This window comes from Leucobacter sp. CX169, assembly GCF_017161405.1.
Taxonomy (GTDB): domain Bacteria; phylum Actinomycetota; class Actinomycetes; order Actinomycetales; family Microbacteriaceae; genus Cx-87.
In genome coordinates this window covers 1562934-1578217 of the sequence record NZ_CP071051.1, presented here as the reverse complement: position 1 = coordinate 1578217, position 15284 = coordinate 1562934, and the positions used below count along the sequence as shown (strand labels likewise).

Here is a 15284-nt window from a genome sequence, read left to right as displayed (position 1 = left end):
AGCGACTCCCTCAAGAGAAAATTTCTGTCGGTGATGTGTAGGTACGATTCCCATCCCGCGAAACCTCGAAAGGGACCACAGCCCACAAATCGCATCCGCTGCGGGTATGCCTGCCGGGCCAGTTTTTGGCGCGGTGGCATGGGGAAAGCAGCAGACGTGCCCGGTGTCGGGGGTCTGTGATGGTGCCGGCCGGGGTGTGTGAACGGCCTGGACGGCATAGGTTTTGGTTAGCGGGTCGGGGTGTCGTGCGGCACCTGGGTGGTGCCGGGACGAGGATCATTCATCGGCTCACCCCCGTTCTCCCGAGCGAACGCCGGAGCGTTGCCGTCTGGGTGATATCTGGGTCCAACTGGTCTTGCCGTTTGGCGAGTCGTTCCTGCAACTGGGCACGTCCGTCACGGACGCCTTCTAAGACAGCCTCATGGAGGCGGGTATTCAGGTCCGCGCCGCGGTCAACGATGGCCCCCGCCGTACGGGCGGCAAGATCGGTGGGTCGCACCCATTGCACTCCCGGACGTTGCGACGCCGGATCAACGTCGTGGAGGGAGAGCGTCGGGTCCCCGTGGGTCGCGAACTCGCTCGCCCGCCGCTCCGCCGCCGTCGCCGCAGTGGTCTGCGGGGTCGGATCGGCATCGGGGTGGCGTCGATCTGGGGCCGGGGTAATGAGGTTCATTGGGTCAGTCATGGGTGTCTCCGTTCTGTCGACGGTCAGGTGTGTTCAGCCAGCGGCCCACGGTCGTGGGATGCACACCGAGCTCGGTGGCGATCTGTCGCTTCGACACCCCGTCGGCGTTCAGCGTCAAAGCCCGCAACCGTGCGTCCTCTCGCGAAGCAGGAGCCGTGCCGTTTGGTGTGGAGTGTGGGACATGAGGCGTAGAAGTACGATCCGCCTCCGAAGGAACAGGCTTCGCAGTGGGCGTCACCGATTGGCGGCCTGTGGGTCTAGCTTCGTCGATCACGGCATGCTGCTTCGTGTCCATCGAAGCGACGACCGGGGTGGTGTTGCGGGTTAGTTCGACCGTGAGATGTGTCATCGCCAGCAGCACCAACGGTGGCACCGACGCGACCAACGCGGCTATGAGTGCCGGGACACGGGTATCAGCAGAGACGACAGCGTGGGTGATGTTGGCTGCGACCGACACTCCTGCCCCGGCAGCGAGGAGCAGCCAGGCGAATCGCCGCGCTGATGGTGTGGAGTTTCGCAAGGCGACGACGCTGACGGTGGCTTCCAGGATCACGCCGTCGACTATGAGCGGCCAGATCCATGCCTGCTCTGAGGGGATCCCGGAGAGCACAGCAAGGTCTTGAAGTGTGGTGAATGACAGCCAGAACGCGCCGAGCGCGAGAAGAATTGTCCCGGTTACGGCGAGGACAATCACAAACCGTGACACCCCAGAACCCGCAGGCGGCCCTGCCGTATCCGAGCCCGGCACACCGTCACTCCAAGTGGGGGTGCTAGGCGTTAGGGCGTGTGTGGTCATCGTCCGACCGGAGCCTTCACGATCAACGTGGATACAGTGCTTTCGCCAGGGTCGTAAGGGACTTGGGCACTGTGGTGCGCGGACCGGATCGTCGCCGCAATCTCCCGTGAGGCAAGGCCCGCCCGTGTTGCCGCCGGCCCCAGCACAGTAGTGGTGCGTAGTTCGGTCATGCCGGCCTCGGCGAGGCGGCAGGCCGCCCAGAACAAGCCCGCGTTTCGGTTGCCCTCCGGCAGGAGCGCTACCCAGTCGGCAATCCGTTCCACCGATTTGTCCTGCACCAACGAAGAGCCAGATGAGGATCGGGACGTCGGAATAGGCTGCGGAGTGAGGAAGTCTCGGATCGCCTCGGCGTCCACGGGGCTTGGTTTCTTGCCGAGAGCGATCACTTCGTAACCGCGGTCGCCACGGTCGGTGGTGACCGTGGAGGGCGGTGCGATGATGTATCCGCCCGTGCTCCGGAAATCGACATGTGTGTGTCCTCGCGACCACGATGGAGATGCTTGCGCCGGGTCTGCCGGGTAGTAGAGGTGGAGGCCACCCGAGGGTGAGCGGACCGCTTGCCCCCATCCATGGACCAGCCCACGTTTTTGCAGGCTGTGCAGGATTGGAAACCCGGTGCCCGCCGCGTGCACATCGACGTCTAGGACATCAACCAGGCTGCCGGTGGGGATGCCAATATTCGCGGTCGGAACCCGATCCCACCAGCGTGCGACTTGCCTCGGGTCGGTGCTGGCATCGTGGAACCCGCGCTTCGTGAGGGGTCGTTTTCCGCCGGGCACGCAGGGAAACACTGCCACCCCGGCGGTCGCGTATGCAGCCGCAGCGTCGGATAGGTTGGCAGGGAGGCGCATGGGCAGCGGCCAGGCGATGGGGTCGTTGATATTCATGTGCGCCTCCCTCGTGACACCGGTTCCAGACTCTTATGAATGTGGTGTCACCAATCCAGGTGCGGCAGCGCCACTGCTGCCCCCCACGGCAAGGTGTCACCCAGCGGTCAGCTACTCCGCGTCAAAGCATTCGTTCAGATCTCAACGCCTACCCGAGCCTTCGATCGTTTGGCCAGCATTTCGGGTAAAGATGCGCGGATTTGTATAGAACATGCGTCAAATCGTCAAGTCCACCGCACCACGCTGCCGCGATGGTCGAGTATGAATTTGCTACAAATGCCGCCCCGGATGACGGTCTGTGGATGGCGATTCGGGGTCCTCCGGGCCGGAGCCGAGGTGCTGTTCTCGGTCAGCGAGGAGGTCACCTAAGAGGACTCCACGCTCGAGTCTTGTCAACGGTACTTCGGAAGTTGCGTCACTGAAATTTGCAGGGGTCACCCCGGTGCGACCGGTGCGGAGAACCGCCGCGTTCACCTGCCGCAGTACCGCCGCTGCATCGTGCTGTTCGGTGTGCTGTTCGATGATGCGTGCGACCTCGTTCAGTGTGGCGCTGTCGTGCTCGACTGGAGGGAATGCCGCTGATGCTGTAGTCCCCTCACCGATCGGCATCCTGCCGACAACGACCCGAAACTCACCAGCGCCATCGAGTCCCTCCGCGTCATATACGCCCGGTGGAATCCAGTCATGAGCTTCTGATGCAGGCCCGGCATACAGCTCGCCTCGGTCTGGGTCTGCGGGGTCGGAGATGCGCACATCTGGGTCCGCAGCGAACAGCATCGCCTCCAACTGTTCCCGTTGCGTTCGGTCCAGCAGCGGTACCCCTTGCCCGGCCGTCTCCCGTTCCACGACCGTTCGGAGAGTTTGGATCGCGATCAGGTCCGCGGGAAGCCACTCCCGATGGAACTTTTCCGGCAGGAACATCGTCCGCGGTCCGCCCTCAGCAAGTAACCCCTGGAGGGCATGTTCTCGATGCCTAGCGAGGTCGGTGAACGCGGTGCGCCACTGCCCGTGATCCCACGCAAACCGCATATCCTCAAATTCGCCCTCGTACGCGGGCGCAACGGTGACGAGGTAATCCTCTTTCACCGGCTCCACGGGCAGCTGTTCTCGTTCGATGAGGTCGATGAGCCCATCACGAACACGCTCCGCTCGCTCCAGCTTCGTGAGCGTGTCTGGGAGTCGTGAGGCTTGGATTGCGAGTGAGAGGCATTCGTCGCGCCACTGTTCGTGTGCTTCATCGAAGCCTTCGGTGTCGGGTGCACCGTCGGGGAGGCTGAAATTGCTGGTGTGGGGTTCGGGCGGGAACATCTCGGCCACGATCTCCGGTATCCCGCTCTCCTCGAATGATTCCCACCCCGGCGACGGAATCACAACCTGGCGAGGTGTCGCTGCCGGAGTGCCGGTGACGGGGATCCACGAAGTGATGCTCGACACGTCACCGCCGAAGTCCTCCCCGAACACCCGATCCCCATCGGTGCGAATCGTCTCAGGTTCACCGGCAAGTTCTTCAACAAGTACCTCATTCACGATGTAGTCAGCTTCGGCCTGACTGCGCGCGAGGACATCGAACTCGATCACCACCCGGTGCGGGGTCAACGGATCAGGAACATATCCCAGCGGTGGCGTGACGTTGATATCAGACATGGCAAGTTTCTCCTTTATTTAGTGGCCCGACTATCTGCACGCGATGCGCACGTCAGGCGCGGGTCAACCGCAGGCAGTACTTCCGGGATAGGCGGCCCCACCGGTGTTGTCCAGCGGATCGGGTGAAGATGCGGCTCTGAGTATGAAACATGCGTCAAATCGTCATGTTCGCGGGCCTCACTGAGACCGAGTATCTCGACGTAGTGCCGGTGGGTCATAGGCTGTGCGCAGGGCCGGGATGCTGGCGTCGGGGGTCATCTGGAGCGTCCACACTCAGTGACTGCTCACGCGCCTGGAGCGCACTGTCCAGGTACCGGTTCACAACGGTACGGTTCGTGCCATCGGCCCCACCGGTCGTCGGGATCTGGTGGAACGAATACGACGGATACGGGGTTGCCTCCCGCAACGCCTCCAACCAGTCGTCGACGTCTTCGGGTAGGACCCAATCTTGCGGTGGCGGATTCGATTCCAGGAACTCCGTCGCACCCTCGTAGGCGGGTGAGTCGTCGATCATCTCGTGGATCATCACCGCCATGGTCCGTGCCAACGTCACCGGGTTTCGGTCGGCGATCACCGTTGGATCTTCCTCGGTGTCATCAGACCAGAGGATCACCCCGAGGAACAGATATGCGGGCACACTTCGTGGCGTCACGTTTGCTTCCAGGGAGGCTGGGGTGTTTGGTTCTTCATCAGGGAGGCCGGTGGCCATGATTGTTCCTTTCCATATGCTGGTGCGCCGCCCGTTGTTACGGGGCGGTATACCTGTCAGGTAGGCAACCAATCAGTGCATGCCGTTGTCGCTGGCGAGTTGTTGATGATCCGTTCCTTGGCGATCTAGTTGTGATGTCCAGGGACGTTTTTGAGTCGGTCGAAGGGTGTGCCGGCAATCGCAGAGTGGTGTCGGTGGTGGTTGTAGAAGTGGAGCCAGCCGGGCAGTGCCAGGCGTCGTTCGGCTTCTGAACCGTAAAACCTGGCATAGGCCCATCCGTCCCCGAGCGTGCGGTGGAATCTCTCGATCTTCCCGTTCGTCTGCGGCCGGTAGGGGCTTGTCCGCTTGTGTCGGATGCCGAGCCGAGCGCAGAAGTCTCTCCATGCGTGGGATCTGTAGGCCGACCCGTTGTCGGATAGGACTCGCTCGACGGTCACGCCTCGTTCGGCGAACCAGTCCACGGCGCGTTCGAGAACTCCCACCGCTGTGCTCGCCTGCTCGTCCGAGCAGATTTTTGCATATGCGACGCGGGAGTGGTCGTCGATGACTGTGTGAACGAACGCCGTTCCGGTGCGCGGCTTGTGGTCTTTTCCTCGTGGCAATCCCGGAGTCGCGAGCTTGTCCCGTGCGCCTTGCTGCCGACCTACGTAACGATGTCCACCGCCGTCGGGGATGTTGCCGAACTTCGTGACATCGACATGAATCTACAATCCCGGATAAGGATGCTCATATCGCCTCAAGGGCTCGCCAGTGACACTATCGATATGCGAGAGGCAGTTTACGACGCGGCAACGGACGAGGACCGCGTGAACAGTGGACGTCGAGAGGCCAAGTCGCGCAGCGATCTGGGCTGGCCCCAGTCGAAGCCGCCAGCACAGGTTGATGATCTTCTTCTTGACATGCTCGGGCGTCCTGCCTGGGATCCGGTGCGGCTTGCTGGAGCGATCCTGCATCCCAAACTCACCCTCTTCCTGGTAGCGACCGGCCCATTTCCGGGCCGTGATCGGGAGACCATGAACATCTTTGCGGCGATCGTGGCCGGATAGCCGTCTTCGATAATCAGACGGGCTAACCGGAGACGGGTACGAGGAGTGAGAAGCGCATTTGGATGATTCATCAATTGGCCTCCACCGCGGTCTTCGTGAGCGCGCGCCCTGTGAGAAGCATGATGACGAGAGCGATCGCTGTCAGCACCGAGGCGACCCAAATCGGCGCGATCAACCCCAGCCCGGTCGCGAGCCCGAACGCACCAAGCACCGGCCCCGCGGCAGCTCCGATGTTCAGCGCCGCGGTGGCGTATGAACCGCCCATCGTTGGCGCACCCGATGCTGCATACAGCACGCGCGTGATCAGAGTGCTGCCAACACCGAACGACAGAAAGCCCTGAATCAGGACGAGGACGATAAGCGCAACGGGATGGGACGCGACCACTGCCAACACGATCCAGCCTGTCAGCAATAGCGGTCCGCCGACTGCGAGCACGAGGCCAGGTCGTTGATCTGATAGGCGTCCTGCGATCGTGACGCCAAGGAACGATCCGATGCCGAACATCACCAGCACGATGGACACCCACCCATCAGTCAAGCCCGCGGTCTTGGTCACGACGGGTGCCAGGAAGGTGAATGCTGCAAAGGTCCCTCCGTTGATCAGCGCCCCGAGTGCCATGGCCAAGATGAGCCGCGGCGTCGCCAACTGGCTGAGCTCGACACGGAGCCTTGGTGAGGTCGCGCTAGTCGCGCTCCGACCAACGTTGTTCGCGACTCCACGAATGACTCCAACGGCCGCGGGAATACAGAGGATGGCGATCGCCCAGAACGTCGTTCGCCAACCCAGCGCTGTGCCGAGCAGTGCCCCGGCGGGGACGCCCACTACGGTTGCGATCGTCGTGCCGGAGAGCAGGATCGACAGTGCACGCCCCTTCTGATTCGCTGGTACGAGGGTTGTGGCCGTGCTCAGTGCTACGGCGAGGAATCCTGCGTTTGCGAGAGCGCTGAGCACCCTGGTGATGAGCAGGAGAGAGAACACGGGTGTCATCGCTCCGATGACGTGGCTTCCCGCGAAAACGATAAGGCAGACGATCAATGTGAGCCGCGGTGGCCAACGGCGAGCGAACGCCGCCATCACTGGTGCGCCGATGACCATACCGACCGCGAATGCAGAGGTCAGCAGGCCTGCAGTGCCGACCGAGACGTCAAGTTCGGTCGCGATCGCAGGGAGTAACCCCGCGAGCATAAATTCTGAAGTGCCCATGACGAAGACCGCCAGGGCAAGCATGTATAAAGCAAAAGGCATCGAGTACTCCGAGGTGTGAGATCAAGAGATGGTTCTTCTTGTCACCACGGCCAGCGCCCCGGGTACGCCAGACATACGCCCACAGAGATCGTGGGCGTTGTAACTAGTGGTTCAAGGGGCTGGCGGCGTGACCGACAACCCCTGACCTGTCTGATTCGGGACTCGACATACCCCAAACTCTACACGCCTTCAATGGCGAGCGGTCTGGACAGATACTTCTTGAATAGGCACGGGGTCATTGCGCGCGGGGGCAGAACAACGTCCCTGGACATCACCGGACTGACGAGAATGCCGGAGAGTCCGCCATGACCGCGGTCGTCTCGTGAGCAATCCGTCCGTCTCCGCGTAGCTAGCTGCAAGAATCGGGTTTGCCGCCCTCCAGTGATCTGGCGAGGACCGATGTGGCCGAATTGATGTTCAGCGGCCCAACCGAGATTGAATCAACGGCAAGTATGCCGGATCCTTCTCCACCGCCACCACTCGAAACCCAGCGCTGACTGCGGCCTCGATGGTGGTCCCGGATCCGGCGAACGGTTCCAACACGGTGCCGCCCGGCGGGGTGAGCAGGGTGATCAGCCAGCGCATGAGTCCGAGCGGTTTCACTGTCGAATGCGACACCCCGAACGCGCGGGGACGTTCGGCCTGTGAAGGCTTGTGTTCAAAACGGAAGATGGGGAATTTCCGTGACAGCGACTCGCCCTGCCACGTCCCCGTCAACACATCTAAAGAGTCCGCCTGGGACGCATCGAAAGCGACATTCGTCGGCCACCGGTCATCGGCAAACCGGGCTCCGTCAATGTTGATCCCGCCGACACCATGCGCGAGCACGTTCCGGACTGTGTTCTGCTCGGGTGGCTTGCGGGCGATGATGATCGGCTCGAACGCCGGACGCAACGCCGTGCCCCACCCCTCCCAGAGCTGTGCGTCTTCCGTCACGGGTGTGCCCTTCGAGAGCACCGTGCGCGTCGCACCGAGCACACCATCATGCTCGGTGGTCTGCACCGTACGGTCGGGACGGTGCGCACCGTGGTGTTTGTCGAGTGCGTGCGAAAGGTCCATCGACTTCGGCATCCCAGTGGTGTGCAGCCAGGCAATCTGATCCCGGATCTCAAACCCGGCGTCCTCGATGCCGCGCACCATCCTGTGCCATGTGCGTGCACCACCGAACACTGCAATGTGTGCGCCCGGCTTCAGCGCGTGCAATGCGCCGTGCGCCCAAGCGGTGCACCAGGCCTCGAATATCTCTGGCCCAGTCATTGCGCTGGTATCGAGGTGAGAGAGGGAGTCGCGGAACCCACTGGCGTCGTCCCAGGAGTGCCCGTTGAAGCTGAGCCCGTAGGGCGGGTCGGTGACCAGGGCATCGATACTCGCCGCCGTGAGGAGCGGGAGGAGCTGGACGGTATCGCCCTCGTAGAGCGTGACCTGGTCGTCGGCGTAGCTGGGTGCGGGTAAGTGCCCGGCGGGCATAGCCGGTGGCGGCGTGGGGTCGGGCATGGTGGAGCTCCCTGCTGTTCGGGGCATGTCCGCCGCTGTGTCGGCATGACAGGCTCACCCAGCAGGTACGGGGCCAACCGCAGAACGACGAGGCGACACAAGCCACGTGTCGCCTCGAGCCGAGAGCGCCGATTTCACCGCTTCGTGCCATCCGACGAGCCGATCGAGTTTCGCTGATTCCCAGTGCCTCAGATCTCCCACACACGATCGGCAATCAACGTGAAATCGCCGACCCGGCCACCACCATTCGCTACCTGGCGAAATTGGCGGAGGTGGTCCGGCCACATCCTCCCAATGCTGACAGCTTAAAATGTTGGGCCGGAAACCTGCCGAGTATCCCTGCGGCACAAGTCGGTAGATTTTACCATCTTGTATGCGAACCTGCTGTCATATGCTGATTGACATGGCACCGAAACCTGAGTTCACATCCGACGACTACGTGGATCCCAACGTTCCCGAAGACGAATTGCGCATCCGCTCCGACCATCCGCAGGTCCGAGACCTGTCTTACGACCGCAGTCGCATGCGCCAGCTAAATGACCTCTACAAAGGCGCAATGTTCGACCCCGGTTGGGATCGAAATGATGCACTCGATCCCGATGACGAATCGACTTGGCAAACCGAGCGCCTCGAGCTTTACATCAAGGAACGTGCGCGCGGCAAAGGATACGTCTCTGACTTCATCTACAACAGTCGAGACTTACCCGTCACTGTTTATGGCATTCTGATCAATCGCGGCCGGGGGCTGGAGATTGCTGAGCTAGAACTCTTCCGAACCTCTTGGGGATACTTTGATGACTGGGGCGACTTCGTCGGCGAGGATGGCAACGACCAGCAGAAAGAACGCAGCGAACCTGAGCAGCTCATCACCAGCGATGTCTTGCGACGGATCCCACTTGGAAGAATCGTCGCAATGGCGCAGCAATCCCTGGCCCACGAGGCATGGCGCACCGATGGCCTCCAGGTTCTCATGGGACGGGATCGTGGACCCGACGAACTTACTTCCGAAGAAGTCAACGCCCTCGAGTCAGGCGCGCGTGCCGCCAAGCAGACCAAACGAGGACGCCCGCCACTTCCGGACAGCACCCTCACCGAGATTGCACACGCATATCTCGAAGAAGCACCTGCTGGAGTCGGTCTCCTCAAACGTCTCGCAGCACGCTTCGATCGTCCAGAGGCGACCGTCAGAGACTGGATCGCCTCTGCACGCCGCGAAGGGTTCCTCACTCCCGCGATTCCCGGAAAACGGGGCGCAGGTCCGGGACCTCGGCTCACCACGGATCAGACGCGACGTAGCCCGGGAGTGGACAATGCAGGTTGAAATGGACCCAGAGGAGACTGTCGCAAAGCTCTGGCAGGCGTGCGACCGTTGGACGGAACGTGCCGAGTGCTTCGAGAAGCTTGCGGATGCAGGGTTCCCTGACGGTTCACGACTACACCGAGATAATGCCGGCGCAACCGTCGGCGAGGACTCGCTCGCCGTATCGAGGTATGTCCAGGAGCGAGCGAGGAACGCTGCACGGATGCTGCGTGCACTACATCGGGATATCTTCAAGACTGAACCAGGGCGTTTCCACCTGGACGCGACGGTGCTGTACCCGCTGATGCGCGCTGCCATCGAGGATGCGACGACGATCGCTTGGCTTCAGGCTCCCGAGGATCGCAAGGAACGCCTCACCCGAGCGTTCCGTGCGCTATTCACCGACTCGCTCTATTTCACAGAGAACCACCTGCTTCTGGCTACTGCTGCACCTACCGTCGGCGCTGTGCCTGTGGAGATGGGTGAGGCACTTTCGGCGCACATCACTGCTGAGAGGACAGCAACACGGACACACTTCGAACGCCTCGCGGGCGAGTTGGGGCTCGACGTTTCCGAGTCGACGAGGAAGCTGACTACCAGCGCGCCGGTAAAGGTCCACTACGGCGATAACAGCGTGGAGTTTGCTACTTGGAAGTTTCTGAGCGACCTGAGCCACTTCTCTTTCATGATGTTGCGACACCTCGCGACCACACCGATCCCTGGCACACCGACACCTTTGCTCCATGCAACGATGCTCCAGTTCGCTCAGACAGTTAACCGAGTGTGCAGTGACGCAGCCGAGCGGATCGAACAGTCCGCATCCATCAGATAGAAACGACTCTTACAATGGCACATTCACTCCATTCGTCAATGACCCGCGCGCTAAAATGTCGGTTCGCGAAGCCCTGGGAACGCGAGACGGATAGGTTACGACCATGACGAAGCGGCGGTCCAGGACAAACCCTCAACTTGCCGAGGACAACGAGTGGCTACGTCGGCTAGATCGAATCTCGTTGGCCGTCGACGCCTGGCGGAAACGCGCCGAGAACCCGACGTCGCCTGAGCATGGAAGCTCGCTCGCGGCCGACTCCATGGAGGGGCTAAGTGTCGAGAACCCCATCTGGTACTCGATGTGCATCTCTTCCGAGCACCTAGATTTCGCAATCGACGCCATGCGGGCAACGAGCACGATGTATCCGACCGCCTATATGACCGTCGCGCGAACTGCGTTTGTCGCGGCCGTGAACGCGGTGTGGATGCTCGCACCGTCAGCGCGGCAAGAGCGTCGCGAGCGTGCGCTCAAGCTCCGTGCCGATGATCTTCGCGTTCAGGTGACATCTTTTCGCGATATGAAGATCCCGGACGGTAAACCCCAGGAAGCTCGCGCCGACCTCTTGGACCAGCTGCGTGAGCGGCAGGCCAGCCTGCAGTCGGTGGCGAAGTCACTCAGCATGACGGAAGATGTCACAAAGATCAGGTTCAATCAGACCAAGGCGATCGACTGGGTGGCTGAGCATATGCACGGCGTCGACGATGATCTCCTCATCGGTGCCACGCAATCCGTCTGGCGATCAGGCAGCGCGGCGGCTCACGCGCAGTACCACTTCGGCATTATGCGAGTCGACCGTAACGAGACGGTACGCGATGCTGGGGGCGGTTCGGTCGTGCGGCTCCGCGGCGATCTTGATAGCGACGTTGGCCCGGCCTTGGCAGCGGCAGCCATGACGCTGAGCGAAGCATTTCGGCTGTACGATCTCCGGCGCGTATCCCACGACCGCACTTGACTGTTGGCCGACCACGGAGGGCGTCGGGAGTTGCGGGTCTGCCACGGTGACGCAGACGTTTCTTGACTGAGGCTCAAGGTTGCGCGTAGTTCAAGGGAGCCGCGCGGGTATCGAATATAGTTCGTGACTTTCGTTGTGCTTGAAGCGCGCATAGGCGCGAGGGGCCACCCCGTATCTTTGCTTGAAGGCTCGCGATGCATCAGCAGGGTCGCTCCACCCGACGGCTGAAGCGATCTCTCCCACACCGAGTCTCGTGGTGGCAAGAAGCTCGGCCATTTGGTCTGTTCTCAGCTGACGAAGATATGCCGCCGGTGATATCCCAACCTGGGCACGAAATAGTCGGGCCAGTTGCGAGCCTGACAACGCGACCTCGCGGGCCAACACGTCAATCCGCCATGGACGCCCCAGATCGGCACGCATCAGTGCGATAGCCAGCGTCACCTCCCGACGCGGGGTTACCCCCGTAGCCATCGACACCTCGCTGAAATCCGATGGGATACCGTTCAGATGCCCCACCGCATGGAACACACTCGTTGCCATCGACAGCAGTGCGAAATCCCCGCCGTCACTATTACCCAGGCGCGCCAAGCGTCCAAGCGTTGGGGCAAGGTCACGCATCGCTGAGGCGGCCAGTTGCAACTGCTGGAGTTGTGGTTCGCATTTAAGCGCGCGGTGCAGATTGTGCACAAGGGGATGCGTAGCCGATAGCCATCGCATTTGATCGACCAGATACTCAGGATGGAAATAGAACGTCACCGTTCGTGCATGTCCGTCAGGGAATCCTCGACATTCGATACCTGCCGGAATCGTAAGAATGCTCCCCGATTCTAATAGCACCTCTCCCAAGGGTGAGGACACTCGCGCCCATCCCGAGATCGTGAACACAACCTTCACGGAGTCCACCACCACTGGCCCCGAATCGACATACGCAGTCTGTTCACGCACCGCCAGTGGGATCATGCCCGGATCGGGCATGATCCCCTCAGAAACGATTGTCATTGACCCTCGCTTCGGTGAAGACGACCTTCAGCTGATTGGTCGGCTGATGGACCTTCCAGTAGGCAGCACCGCACATCGCGCCTGAGCATGGAGAAGCAGCGTGCCCGATACTCGGACGCGGCACGGCACAATGAAGCGTTCTGCTTTGAGCCACGAGTGGTTCAAAGCAGAACTTCTCAGTCGTCATGTTCGACATAGCTAGGTGGTCAGTCGAAGTTCGGAAGTATCCGCACGATTCTCCATTTTGCGTGGATGATCTGTGTCATGACGCGGTCACTTCTGCGTCGCTTGATACAGCTATCCGGATTCGGGAGGCTAGGAGGCCCGCGGCAACGAGTCCGATGATCGCCAAGATGCTGGCGACAAAGTACGGAGTATTCCCAGAAAATGCTGGCGCAAACCCGATCCCGAGATAGATTGCTATCCCGGTTGAACCGCCTAGCTGGTCAGCAGCTCTTTGCACTCCGGAAGCGATGCCTGCATCCTGTTCAGTGACACCAGTAACAGAGACATATTGAAGCCCGACGAGACCGAAGCCCATGCCTGCTGCGATCAGGATCATGGCAGGGATCATTGCGGGTGCCGGTGCGTGCAAATGGACGACTAGGGCAATTGATGCCATGGCCAGTGCTGTGAATACAAGGCCAGCAAGGATGCACACGCGAGCACCCCAACGGCCAAGCAAGCGCGGCACGTATGTCACCGCAACTACCAGTGACACAGCCAATGGGACGAGCATGAGCCCTGTGGCGAGCGGGCTCAGGCCCAGACGATCCTGAAGGTAGAACGTGAAGAGCAAGAATGATGTCGACAATGCAGCGCTCAACAGCGCAGTTGACGCGTTTGCCAGTGTTCTCGCACGGTGTCGGAAGAAGCTAATCGGAACCATAGGGTTCGCGGCTTTTCGTTCGAACACGACGAAAAGTGTGCCGCATATGAACGACGCCAGAATCGCGAGGATCCAGATCATCGGATAGCGGCTTGACCCCGCTTCGACGATGCCGAAAACAAAAAGGAGGGGTGTAACCGTGAGCAAGACCGCACCGCGCAGGTCGAGCGGAACGCGTTCAAGTGAGCGTCCGGGCGGAACGAGGAAACTTGTAGCGACGAGAACAATGGCGACAAATGGAATAGCTACCAAGAAGATCGATCGCCATCCCAAGAACTCTGTGATGATTCCGGAAAGTACGAACCCGAGCACCAAGCCACAGCTGGCGACAGCAGCCCATACGCCCAGCGCGCGTGAACGCGGAGTCCCCTCGGGGAACAGCATGACAATAATGGCCATTGCCGCGGGCAGAGCGAGCGCTTCGCCAACGCCTTGAAGAAGTCTCGCCGCAACAAGGATAGGAAATGACCATGCTGTTCCCGCGAGCAGTGAGGCTGCACCGAAAATTGCAGTCCCAGCAAGGAGGATGGGGTCTGCTGCACGGTTAGGTGACAGTTTCTAGTCACGCAGCCAGTGCGGCTGGCGTGTTCATGATGGCCTCGAAATCGATCGGGGTCAAACGGCCGAGTCGGGGTTGGCGTCGGCGGCGGTGGTAGGTTCGTTCGATCCAGATCACGATCGCTATGCGCAGCTCCTCGCGGGTGGCCCAGGAACGGCGGTTGAGGACGTTCTTTTGGAGCAGACTGAAGAACGATTCCATGGCAGCGTTGTCACCGCATGAGGCGACTCTGCCCATCGACCCGACGAGGCGATTGCGGGTCAGAGCCCGCAGGAACTTCTGGCTGCGAAATTGCGATCCACGATCGCTGTGAACCACACAGCCGGCGACGTCACCGCGCATCGCGATGGCATTCTCCAGAGCGTTGACGGCCAGACTGGACTTCATTCTGGAGTCGATCGAGTACCCGACGATCTTGTTCGAGAACACGTCTTTGATCGCGCAGAGGTAGAGCTTGCCGTCCGTGGTGGTCCTGTGCTCGGTGATATCGGTCAGCCAGAGTTGGTTCGGCTTCTCGGCGGTGAACTCGTGCCGGACACGACCATTCTCGTCGGTGACCGTGCAGAGATCGTCGTGGACGGCCGGGCCGGGCTTCTTGCCGTTCCTGCCCCGTTTCTTCCCGAACACGCTCCACCACGCGTTGTCACGGCAGATGCGCCACGCTGTCCGGTCAGCCATTGCCTCCCCGACGTCGCGGGCCTCGTCCGCGAGCAGCCGGTGACCGAACTCGGGATCGTCGTGGTGGGCATCGAACAGCGCGTTCGCACGATATGCCTCGACCACCTCACTACCGGCGATCGGGTCGAGCAGCCACCGGTAGTAAGGCTGGCGAGCAAGCTTGAGGACCCGGCACGTCACCGCGACAGGGATCCTGTCCTCGGCGAGCTCCTTCACGAGCGGGTAGAGCCTTTTCCCGGCAGATTCGCCTGCGACAGATATGCCGCAGCCCGCCGGAGGACCTCGTTCTCCTGCTCAAGGAGGCGGATCCTCTTGCGCGCTTCGCGCAGCTCCACCGCCTCGCCGCGGGCCTGGCCCGGCTTAGAGCCGTCATCGACCGCAGCGCGTTGCAACCATTTCTGCAGCGTCATCGGATGGACCCCGAAGTCTTTCGCGATCTGCTCAATCGTCACTCCGGGTTCGCGACCTCGAGCGACTTTCACAACACCGTCACGGAACTCACTGGGATAAGGCTTAGGCACAATGACATCCTTCCAGGCCGCCCTCCCGGGCAAGCCAACTCAGATGT

Annotated in this window: 14 protein-coding genes and 1 pseudogene; 3 read left to right on the top strand and 12 right to left on the bottom strand. The window is 61.3% G+C overall.

The annotated features are described in order from the left end of the window. Window positions 1-280 precede the first annotated feature (280 nt). From JW030_RS07160 to JW030_RS07120, 9 genes and pseudogenes are all read right to left on the bottom strand, one after another. Window positions 281-685, bottom strand: coding sequence for a hypothetical protein (locus JW030_RS07160; protein WP_183664382.1), 405 nt, complete (start codon window positions 683-685; stop codon window positions 281-283). Then, window positions 678-1379 carry a DUF2637 domain-containing protein gene (locus JW030_RS07155; protein ID WP_241095362.1) on the bottom strand — a complete coding sequence of 234 codons (702 nt, stop codon included), beginning with the start codon at window positions 1377-1379 and terminating at the stop codon, window positions 678-680. Before JW030_RS07155 ends, JW030_RS07160 begins: the two co-directional genes overlap by 8 nt. 98 nt (window positions 1380-1477) lie before the next feature. Further along, window positions 1478-2368 carry a bifunctional DNA primase/polymerase gene (locus JW030_RS07150; protein WP_183664386.1) on the bottom strand — a complete coding sequence of 297 codons (891 nt, stop codon included), beginning with the start codon at window positions 2366-2368 and terminating at the stop codon, window positions 1478-1480. A 270-nt stretch (window positions 2369-2638) separates the two neighbouring features. Beyond that, window positions 2639-4012, bottom strand: a complete 1374-nt coding sequence (locus JW030_RS07145; RefSeq protein ID WP_183664388.1) for a hypothetical protein — start codon at window positions 4010-4012, stop codon at window positions 2639-2641. Window positions 4013-4226: 214 nt separating this feature from the next. Further along, window positions 4227-4721, bottom strand: a complete 495-nt coding sequence (locus JW030_RS07140; protein WP_183664390.1) for a hypothetical protein — start codon at window positions 4719-4721, stop codon at window positions 4227-4229. Window positions 4722-4846: 125 nt separating this feature from the next. Beyond that, window positions 4847-5838, bottom strand: a pseudogene (locus tag JW030_RS07135) (IS481 family transposase). Beyond that, window positions 5838-7013: a chloramphenicol efflux MFS transporter Cmx gene (gene cmx / locus JW030_RS07130; RefSeq protein ID WP_183664392.1), complete on the bottom strand. Its 1176-nt coding sequence runs from the start codon at window positions 7011-7013 to the stop codon at window positions 5838-5840. Before cmx ends, JW030_RS07135 begins: the two are co-directional and overlap by 1 nt. 21 nt (window positions 7014-7034) lie before the next feature. Further along, on the bottom strand, window positions 7035-7088 hold the full coding sequence (locus JW030_RS13660; RefSeq protein WP_011113070.1) for a chloramphenicol resistance leader peptide: 54 nt from the start codon (window positions 7086-7088) through the stop codon (window positions 7035-7037). A gap of 342 nt (window positions 7089-7430) precedes the next feature. Continuing rightward, window positions 7431-8507 (bottom strand): site-specific DNA-methyltransferase, encoded by a 1077-nt coding sequence (locus JW030_RS07120; RefSeq protein ID WP_241095361.1) that lies wholly within the window; start codon window positions 8505-8507, stop codon window positions 7431-7433. A 403-nt stretch (window positions 8508-8910) separates the two neighbouring features. Here JW030_RS07120 and JW030_RS07115 point away from each other — a divergent pair, with 403 nt between their 5' ends. The 3 genes from JW030_RS07115 to JW030_RS07105 all read left to right on the top strand — a co-directional run bounded on the left by JW030_RS07115 (window position 8911) and on the right by JW030_RS07105 (window position 11591). Continuing rightward, window positions 8911-9828 (top strand): hypothetical protein, encoded by a 918-nt coding sequence (locus JW030_RS07115; RefSeq protein WP_206348526.1) that lies wholly within the window; start codon window positions 8911-8913, stop codon window positions 9826-9828. Further along, window positions 9818-10639, top strand: a complete 822-nt coding sequence (locus JW030_RS07110) for a hypothetical protein (protein WP_188046635.1) — start codon at window positions 9818-9820, stop codon at window positions 10637-10639. Before JW030_RS07115 ends, JW030_RS07110 begins: the two co-directional genes overlap by 11 nt. A 103-nt stretch (window positions 10640-10742) precedes the next feature. Then, window positions 10743-11591 (top strand): hypothetical protein, encoded by an 849-nt coding sequence (locus JW030_RS07105; RefSeq protein ID WP_183664397.1) that lies wholly within the window; start codon window positions 10743-10745, stop codon window positions 11589-11591. 90 nt (window positions 11592-11681) lie between these two features. Here the strand turns inward: JW030_RS07105 and JW030_RS07100 are convergent, their stop codons facing one another. The 3 genes from JW030_RS07100 to JW030_RS07090 all read right to left on the bottom strand — a co-directional run bounded on the left by JW030_RS07100 (window position 11682) and on the right by JW030_RS07090 (window position 15237). Continuing rightward, on the bottom strand, window positions 11682-12590 hold the full coding sequence (locus JW030_RS07100; RefSeq protein WP_188046634.1) for a helix-turn-helix domain-containing protein: 909 nt from the start codon (window positions 12588-12590) through the stop codon (window positions 11682-11684). A 262-nt stretch (window positions 12591-12852) separates the two neighbouring features. Next, the gene (locus JW030_RS07095) at window positions 12853-14007 is read right to left on the bottom strand and encodes an MFS transporter (RefSeq protein ID WP_256434445.1); all 1155 of its coding nucleotides are present in this window, start codon (window positions 14005-14007) and stop codon (window positions 12853-12855) included. A gap of 34 nt (window positions 14008-14041) precedes the next feature. Continuing rightward, window positions 14042-15237 (bottom strand): IS3 family transposase gene (locus JW030_RS07090; RefSeq protein ID WP_188046806.1). Its coding sequence is split into 2 segments (ribosomal slippage): window positions 14042-14950 and window positions 14953-15237, totalling 1194 coding nucleotides; the frame shifts between segments, so codons are not numbered across the junction. Window positions 15238-15284: the final 47 nt, after the last annotated feature.

Excerpts from the sequence above, each read along its gene's own strand:
- JW030_RS07115 (WP_206348526.1), top strand. The coding sequence starts at position 8,911 with ATGGCACCGAAACCTGAGTTCACATCCGACGACTACGTGGATCCCAAC.
- JW030_RS07110 (WP_188046635.1), top strand. The coding sequence starts at position 9,818 with ATGCAGGTTGAAATGGACCCAGAGGAGACTGTCGCAAAGCTCTGGCAG.
- JW030_RS07100 (WP_188046634.1), bottom strand. The coding sequence starts at position 12,590 with ATGACAATCGTTTCTGAGGGGATCATGCCCGATCCGGGCATGATCCCA.
- JW030_RS07120 (WP_241095361.1), bottom strand. The coding sequence starts at position 8,507 with ATGCCCGACCCCACGCCGCCACCGGCTATGCCCGCCGGGCACTTACCC.
- JW030_RS07150 (WP_183664386.1), bottom strand. The coding sequence starts at position 2,368 with ATGAATATCAACGACCCCATCGCCTGGCCGCTGCCCATGCGCCTCCCT.
- cmx (WP_183664392.1), bottom strand. The coding sequence starts at position 7,013 with ATGCCTTTTGCTTTATACATGCTTGCCCTGGCGGTCTTCGTCATGGGC.
- JW030_RS07105 (WP_183664397.1), top strand. The coding sequence starts at position 10,743 with ATGACGAAGCGGCGGTCCAGGACAAACCCTCAACTTGCCGAGGACAAC.
- JW030_RS07140 (WP_183664390.1), bottom strand. The coding sequence starts at position 4,721 with ATGGCCACCGGCCTCCCTGATGAAGAACCAAACACCCCAGCCTCCCTG.
- JW030_RS07145 (WP_183664388.1), bottom strand. The coding sequence starts at position 4,012 with ATGTCTGATATCAACGTCACGCCACCGCTGGGATATGTTCCTGATCCG.
- JW030_RS07160 (WP_183664382.1), bottom strand. The coding sequence starts at position 685 with ATGACTGACCCAATGAACCTCATTACCCCGGCCCCAGATCGACGCCAC.